The organism is Candidatus Binatia bacterium, assembly GCA_035631035.1.
GTDB lineage: Bacteria > Eisenbacteria > RBG-16-71-46 > SZUA-252 > SZUA-252 > DASQJL01.
Genome location: DASQJL010000005.1, coordinates 24,192 through 31,590, shown reverse-complemented (window position 1 = coordinate 31,590; position 7,399 = coordinate 24,192). Strand labels below are relative to the sequence as shown.

Annotated in this window: 7 protein-coding genes; all 7 read right to left on the bottom strand. The window is 70.3% G+C overall.

The genetic code is table 11. The features are described from left to right. On the bottom strand, nt 1-191 hold a 191-nt coding region (locus VE326_00595), incomplete at its 3' end, for a DUF4242 domain-containing protein (GenBank protein ID HYJ31698.1). A gap of 51 nt (nt 192-242) precedes the next feature. Then, nucleotides 243-767, bottom strand: a complete 525-nt coding sequence (locus VE326_00590) for a DinB family protein (GenBank protein HYJ31697.1) — start codon at nt 765-767, stop codon at nt 243-245. 66 nt (nt 768-833) lie between these two features. Then, the gene (locus VE326_00585) at nt 834-2,309 is read right to left on the bottom strand and encodes an MBL fold metallo-hydrolase (GenBank protein ID HYJ31696.1); all 1,476 of its coding nucleotides are present in this window, start codon (nt 2,307-2,309) and stop codon (nt 834-836) included. After that, complete coding sequence (locus tag VE326_00580; GenBank protein HYJ31695.1) at nt 2,306-3,214, bottom strand: homocysteine S-methyltransferase family protein; 909 nt, start codon at nt 3,212-3,214, stop codon at nt 2,306-2,308. The genes VE326_00585 and VE326_00580 overlap by 4 nt, the downstream gene beginning before the upstream one ends. 35 nt (nt 3,215-3,249) lie before the next feature. Next, nucleotides 3,250-4,431 carry a patatin-like phospholipase family protein gene (locus VE326_00575; GenBank protein ID HYJ31694.1) on the bottom strand — a complete coding sequence of 394 codons (1,182 nt, stop codon included), beginning with the start codon at nt 4,429-4,431 and terminating at the stop codon, nt 3,250-3,252. After that, on the bottom strand, nt 4,428-5,225 hold the full coding sequence (locus VE326_00570) for an SDR family oxidoreductase (protein HYJ31693.1): 798 nt from the start codon (nt 5,223-5,225) through the stop codon (nt 4,428-4,430). The genes VE326_00575 and VE326_00570 overlap by 4 nt, the downstream gene beginning before the upstream one ends. Nucleotides 5,226-5,266: 41 nt before the next feature. Further along, nucleotides 5,267-7,393: a S9 family peptidase gene (locus VE326_00565; protein ID HYJ31692.1), complete on the bottom strand. Its 2,127-nt coding sequence runs from the start codon at nt 7,391-7,393 to the stop codon at nt 5,267-5,269. Nucleotides 7,394-7,399 lie beyond the last annotated feature (6 nt).

The window sequence follows — 7,399 nt, the reverse complement described above, 5'->3', positions numbered from 1 at the left end:
CGGACCAGATCGGCGTTCTCGGCGTGGTAGACGCAGTAGATCTTGTCGTTCGTCACGTAGCTGTGGATCCACTGGATCTTCGGACCCATCTCGTCCAGCACGCCGCAGGACTTCTGGGAAATGGCCATCAGATCCTTGGCTGACGTCGCGCCGACTTTCGGAATGTCCCGCTCGATCACGTACTTGGGCATGGCTTCCTCCTCGGGGGGGTCAGGCTGTCGTTTTGAGGCCGGGCGGAAAGTCTACATCATCGAGAGATAGGCCCGCCAGGGACCCACTTCGTCCCGGTACTGCCGTCCCAGGGTCTGGGTGATCTGTCGGAGGTGCCCCAGGTCGTGCGCGACCCAGGTGGCCAGATGCTGTCTCAGGGTGACCGATCCCAGCTCGGGATGCAGGCCGCGCCGCTCCAGGTCGGCCGGCGTCAGCGCCAGGCCGCGCAGCGTGGTCACGTTCTGCGCGCGGAGCGCCGCGAGCTCGCCCAGAAGGGAGTCGAGCGATCGGCCGCGCGTCGCCTCGAACATCGCCTCGCGGTCGAACGGCGGAAAGGGCTCGGAATCCCCCTTCTGGAGGATGTGCTTCACGCGGGGAATCCAGTCGGTCTTCTCCCCGTGGAGCAGATGCCCCACGACGTCGAACGCGCTCCAGGTCCCCGGCCCGTCGGTGGCGCGCAGCCATGCCTCCGGCAGTCCCGACAGCAGCGCGCGGAGCGCCGCGGGGGTCCGCTCGAGGATCGGGATCGAGAGCTCGGGGGTGAAGTCGAGGCTCATCGTGCTCCCGCCAAGCGCCGAGGCTCGATGCTCATGGCAACCCTGCCGCGCGCACGGGCTCGAGGCTCATGACGACCCTGCCGCTCGCACGACACCCTCCTCGCGCGCCACGCGCCCCTCTTCTTCCAGCTTCTCCAGATGCGCGAGCAGCGTCCGCGCGGAGAGCGCGGGATCGGCCGCGGGCGTGTCGTCGTAGACGCGGAGCCGGAGGTCCTCCTCGCTCAACGGTCCCGCCTCCAGCGCGCGCAGGATCTTTCCCTCGCGGAGCCGCCGGTGCTCGATCAGCGCGTCCAGCATCCGCGCCACGCCGCGGTTGGGCGCGCCGTGTCCGGGAATGAGCGCCGTGATGCCGATGCGCCGGAGCCGCTCCAGGGTGGCCAGGTAGTCGCGGAGGTTTCCGTCGGGCGGCGCGATGATCACCGTGCCCAGCCCCGAGACCACGTCGCCGGCGATCAGCGTGCGCGAGGTCTCCTCGAAGAAGGCGAGGTGGGAGCGCGAATGGCCCGGCGTGGCCAGGACGCAGAGCCGGCGCGGATGGCGGCCGGGAAGCTCGATCCGGTCCCCCTCGGCGAGCGCGCGGTCGATGGGGATCCGCTCGGCGACGTCGGCGTGGGCCCAGACGGGGCAGGCATAACGCGCCCGCACCGCCTCGACGCCGGCGAAGTGGTCGCGGTGGCGGTGCGTGAGCAGGATGGCGACGACGCGCCCGCGCAAGCCCTCCGCCTCCTCGACCACTTGATGCAGCGCTTCCAGCTCGTCCGGATCGTCGCTGCCGGGGTCGACGATCACGACGTCGCCGTCCCCCACGACCACGGCGTTGGTGTGCGTGGCCGGCGGGAGCGTCTCGCTCTTCATGGGAATCATCGTGATCGCGGGGCGCACGTGGACGTAGCGCGAGGGGACGCCGTTCGCCTCGGGAATGTCGTAGAGGCGCCCCGGCAGGCCGTGCCCGCCCTCCGCGAGCCGCTGGATGACGTACAGCGTGGGCATCGCGAGCACGATGCGGTCCTCGTCCCACATCTTGAGCGCGACGGCGGGATCCACCCAGGCGCCCGACTCCAGCTCGCCCGGCCAGACGTCGGGCTCGCTCGCCTCCGGCATGTCGATCAGGAAGAAGTTCGTGTTGAAGCGCGCGCGGCTGAAGTGCGGCGTAATCCAGCGGCCGCACGGCACGTAGCGCGCGGGGTCGAAGCGAAGTCCCCATCGCCGTTCGACCGTGTCCCAGAAGGCCGTCTTGCCGTCGAGCACGTCGCGCCGGTGGCGCCGCTGCTCCTCCACCTGCGGCGGCGACCCGTGAAACCCCACCAGCAGTCCCGTTTCCTCGAACGCCTCGCGCGCGGCGCAGCGGGCCATGGTGCGCAGGTTCTCGTCCGGATCCCCGCCCAGCGGTCCATCCTCGTGCGCGTAGCGGCCGCCCGGGAAGGAGTGAAAGCCGCCGAGAAACGGATTGGCCTCGGAGCGGCGCACCCAGACGAGCTTGAGCCCGCCCTCGCGGCAGATCAGGATCGTGCTGGCGGCAGGGCGGAGCTCGGGCGCGCTCATTCGACCAGCACCAGCGGGAGCGACTCGCGGAGGGCCCGGATGTGCTCGGGCGAGGTGCCGCAGCAGCCCCCGAGCACCTGCGCGCCGAGCCGGAGCCAGTCCCTGGCGAGCGCCGCGAAGCGCTCGGGGGTGACGGAGGGATCGAAGCTCCAGGCGCCGGTGGGTCCCACCAAGCCCGCGTTGGGATAGCAGCCGAACGGAACGTGGGCCGCACGGCTCATGACGTCGAGGCAGGCGGCGGTCTCGTCGAGCGGCGTGCAGTTCACGAGGACCGCGGCGGGCCCGAGCGGCTCGACGGCGCGGACGGCGTCGGCGAGCGGCTCGCCCGAGAAGAGCCGGGCGCCTCCCCGGCACACGAAGCTCACCGTGAACGACAGTCCGGTCGCGCGGGCGGCGCGCGCGGCGGCCTCCGCCTCGTCGATCCGGTTGAAGGTCTCGAGAAGGAGCAGGTCGGCGCCCGCGCTCTGGAGCCTTAGCGCCTGTCCGGCGTGCTCGCGCTCCATCGCCTCGCGGGAAGGCGCGTCTTCCGGCCGATAGCAGTCTTCCAGCGGTCCCATCGAGCCGCCGATCCAGACCGGACGGCCGGCGGCGGCGCGATCCCGCCCCTCCGCCGCGATGCGGATCGCCTCACCGGTAAGCCGGTCGGCGTCGGCCGCGGGACGTCCCGCTTTGGCCATCACGCGCGGCGTGGTCCGGAAGGTCGCGGCGGCGAGCACGTCGGCGCCGGCGCGCGCGTAGTCTTCGTGCACTTCGCGCAGCGTGCCGGGCGCGTCCAGGATCGCCTGCGCGCTCCAGAGGGGAAGCGGCGTGGCGACGCCGCGGCGCTCCAGCTCGGTTCCGAGCGCGCCGTCCAGAAGGACCAGCTCGCCGCGCTCGAGGCGCTGATGGATGGGGTGCGGAGCCATGGCGATGAGCGGCGCGGGCGGGGGCGCTTCTCCGCTCAGCCTCCGGCGAGGGCCTCGTCCGCGGGATTCAGGCCGTGGAACTGCATCAGCTCCTGGATCACGGCGCGGCGCCGCTTCAAGATCGACGTCATCGAGGTATAGCCGTAGCGGAGGATCGCCTCCCGCTCCTGAACGCTCATGGTGTTGTGCAGGAAGAGGATCACCTCGCTGGAGGAGGGCTCGATCCGGTACATCTTCACCTCCGGAAACTCGGCCTGGTAGCGGCGGATCTCGCCGTCCAGGCGCACTCTCGTTTCGATGCGCGAAGCCTGGTCGTGGATGAAGGACATCCCCTTCTCCTTGATCCGCGCGCACTTTCCGTCCCGCCGCGGGATGCAGACCGCCTCCTGGTCGTTCGAGATGTTGACCAGCGGGTTGATGATGAGGATGGTCGAGGCCCCCGCCTTGATCGCCACGTCCAGGTGCGCCACCTTCCCCGTCGAGCCGTCGATGTAGTCGCGGCCCTCCACCTTGAAGGGACGGAAGAAGAGCGGGATGGCCGAGGAGGCGGCGACGGCGTGCGAAAGCGGCACGTTCTCGGCGTCGACGGCGCCGAAGACGCGCCGGGTTCCCAGGTCGAGATCGGTCGCCGGGATGTAGAGCTCGCGCTCGATGTCGGCGAAGCTGTCGGTCTTGCCGTGCGCCTCCAGCACCTTCGCGAAGAACTTCTGATAGTTGTCGAGCGCGAAGAGTCCGGCGGGGAGACGCTCCTCGACGTAATGCATGAACTCGAACGGCGAGGGGCGGACCCGCTGCCCCAGGCAGTCCAGGAAGTAGCCGGGCAGCGACAGTCCGATCTTGATCCCGGAGAAGAGGATCGCCCAGCGGTTCACGTCGTACATGTCGCCCCGCTTGAAGTGGAGCGAGGGATCGGAATTGGTGAGGAGCGCCCAGTAGATCTTCCGGATCGGGATCCCCTTCGCCAGCAGCCCGGCCACCGTCGCGCCGGCGCTCACCCCGATGTAGATGTCGAAGCCGGTGCTGGAGAAATCGAAGCCCAGGAAGTCGTCGAGGGCGGCGAGACAGCCGATCTCGTAATAGGCGCCGGTCAGGCCGCCGCCGGAGAGGCTCAGCGCGATGCGTTTCCGGCGTGCGGTTGCCGGAGCGCCGGAAGTCGAGCGTCGCCAGGCGGCCCTGGCCTCGGCCGAGCTTCCGAATTCCGGATGGGAGGTGGTCATCGTTCCCTATCAGGATACCGGAAGAGCGCGTTCATCACGCGGTCCGAAATGCCGGGGAAGATGAGATTCACCCACGCGAACGCGCGGTTCCAGGAAGGGACGTAGCGATCCGGGGGATTCCGGCGAAGCGCCCCAACGAGCGCATCGGCGACCTGCTCGGGGCGGAGCATCGTTCCGGCGGGGCCGGTCCCCAGCGCCCGCGCGCGGCCGGCGCGATCCACGAAGGGGGTCTCGACCGCGGCCGGAAGGAGCAGCGTCACGCGGATGCCGCGCGGACCCAGCTCGCGGCGCCACGATTCGGTGAGTCCCGAGATCGCGAACTTGGTGGCGCTGTAGTAGCCGTAGTGGACCGGCGCGACCCGACCCGCCATGGAGCCGATGTTCACGATCGCGGCGCCGGGCCGCCCGAGAAGGGCGGGCAGCGCCGCGCGCGTCATCCGGATCGTCCCGAGGAGATTCACGTCGACCATCCGGCCGATCTCCTCCTCGGTCGCCTCGGCCAGCCCGCGCAGGTAGCCGACGCCGGCATTGTTCACCAGGGCGTCCAGCGCTCCGAAGCGGTCCGTGGCCGCGGCCACGGCGCGGGCGCAGTCGTCGGGACGGGTCACATCGCCCGAAATGGCGAGGGCTTCGCCTCCGGCCGCGGCCACTTCGGCCGCGAGCGCATGGATCGGAGCCTCGGTCCGGGCGAAGAGCGCCACGCGCGCGCCCGCCGCGGAAAGACGGAGCGCCGCAGGCCTTCCGATGCCGCCGCTCGCCCCGGTGAGGAGGACCGTCCTCCCCTTAAGCTCCACGCGTACGCTTCATCGTGACCCCGCCCCTCCCGTGGCGCCGCTTACCGGGCGGCGTTCTGCCGCGCGCCCGCCATCGCCGGCTCGGCCGACGTGGCCACGCCGCTCACGGGAGCCGGCGCGCCCTCGGGCGCGAGGTACCGGACGAACCAGTCGCGCATGAGGTGCATGCGCGCCACGCGGCGCGACGGCGTTCCCTTCCGCGAGAGGCCGTGGCTCTCCTCCGGGAAGAGGACCATCTCCACCTCGCGCCGGAGCGCTTTCAGCGCCTTGTAGATCATCTCCGCCTCGGTGACGTCGCAGCGCTGGTCCATCAGGCTGTGCGTGATGAGGAGCGGCGTGCGGATCTTCTCGACATAGGTGAGCGGCGACTGGCGGCGGAGAATCTCGGCGTCCTCCCACGGCTCCGCTCCAAACTCGGGGGTGGCGACCGGACAGAGGTCGTCGCCCAAAAGCAGCGTGGAAATCGTGGTGACGCAGCGCTGCGTGATGGCCGCCTTGAAGCGGTCGGTGTGGCCGACCACCCAGTTGGTCATGTAGCCGCCGTAGGAGCCGCCCGTCACGCCGAGGCGCTCGACGTCGATGTCGGGATGCCGCGCCAATGCTGCGTCGACGACCAGCATGAGATCGTCGAACGCGGGCGCCGCCCAGTCGTGGACGATCGCGCGGGTGAAGGCCTCGCCGTAGCCCTGCGAGCCGCGCGGGTTGGAGAAGAGCACGTAGAAACCGGCGCTCGCGAACATCTGGAACTCGAGGAAGAAGCACGCCCCGTACTGCACGCGCGGGCCGCCGTGAATCTCGAGGATCATCGGGTGCTTCGCAGTCTTCGTCGCGGCCGCGCTCGGCGGAATCAGCCAGGACTGGACGCGGTGCCCTCCGGGCGCCTCGGTCCAGCTCTCCTCGGGCGTCGAGAGCGCGAGCGAATCGAAGAGATCGCGATTGGGCGTGACCAGGTCGGTGAAGCCGCCGCTGCCGGGATGGAACCGCGCGACGGTCCCGGCGTCGAGGTGGTCGCAGCGGATCACGATCAGCTCTTCGGCGCGGCTCCCGCGCTTTAAGTCCAGGATCTGGAGCCCGCCCTGCGTGAGCTTCTCGGGCGCCGCTCCCCCGCGCGCGGGAATCCGGTAGAGGTGCGTCGAGCCGAACTCGCTCCCCTGGAAATAGAGGGCCATTCCGTCCTGGGACCAGACCGGGTTTCCGGCGGCGTGGAAGTCGCGCAGGTCGCTCCCCACGAGGTCCGAGGCGTAGCGGTCCCAGCCCGCGGTCAGGTCGCGCGGCGCGCCGCCCGCCGCGGGGACGGTCCAGAGGTGGTAGTTCGGAATGCCCCACCAGTCGTCGGGCTGATCGTGACCGACGAACGCGATGGTCGTTCCGTCGGGCGACCAGGAGAGGCCGCCCGCCACGCCCGGGCCGGGCGTGAGATTCCGCGGCTCCCCGCCCGAGGCGGGCATGACGAAGACGTCGCTCACGACGTAGGAGGAATACTCCTCGTCCTCCTGGCGGTTCGCCGTGAAGGCGATCTGCGTTCCGTCCGGCGACCAGGTTCCCGCGCCGTGATCGAAGTTCCCCGACGTGAGCGCGCGCACCGCCCGGCTCGCCACGTCCAGCACGTGCAGGTGCGAGCGCGACCGGGGGAGCCATCCCGAGCCGTCCAGCTTGTAGAGCATCCGCGTGATGTGGCGGAAGGTGGGCTCGGGCAATTCCTTCTTCTCGGCTTTCGCCTCGCGCGCCTTCTTCTCGGGCGCCGATCCGGGCAGATGGCCCTGCTCCGGCGGATCGCTCGCGCGGAAGGCGAAGAGAATCGACTTGCCGTCGGGCGACCACTCGAGCGAGCTGGGGTCACCGTCCAGGTCGGTGAGCCGCTCGGCCTCGCCGCCATCCAGCGGCAGGCGGTAGATCTGCGGCTTCTTGTCCCGGCGCGTCGAGACGAACGCGATCGTCGCGCCGTCCGGATGCCAGACCGCGCCGAAATTCTTGTGCTCCCCCTGCGTCAGGCGGCGCGGCGCGCCGCCGCCGGTCGGGATCAGCCAGAGGTGCGACTGGTATTCGTCCTTCTCGCGGTCGATGGTCTTGATCTCGTACACGGCGCGCGTTCCGTCGGGAGAGGGCGAGACCGCGTCCACGAACTGGATGTCGAACAACGTTTCGGGGGTCACCGGACGCTTCGGCATGAATGG

Bases quoted from the DNA above. Each gene is read 5' to 3' on its own strand.
- VE326_00590 (HYJ31697.1), bottom strand. From the start codon at position 767: ATGAGCCTCGACTTCACCCCCGAGCTCTCGATCCCGATCCTCGAGCGG.
- VE326_00565 (HYJ31692.1), bottom strand. From the start codon at position 7,393: ATGCCGAAGCGTCCGGTGACCCCCGAAACGTTGTTCGACATCCAGTTC.
- VE326_00580 (HYJ31695.1), bottom strand. From the start codon at position 3,214: ATGGCTCCGCACCCCATCCATCAGCGCCTCGAGCGCGGCGAGCTGGTC.
- VE326_00575 (HYJ31694.1), bottom strand. From the start codon at position 4,431: ATGACCACCTCCCATCCGGAATTCGGAAGCTCGGCCGAGGCCAGGGCC.
- VE326_00585 (HYJ31696.1), bottom strand. From the start codon at position 2,309: ATGAGCGCGCCCGAGCTCCGCCCTGCCGCCAGCACGATCCTGATCTGC.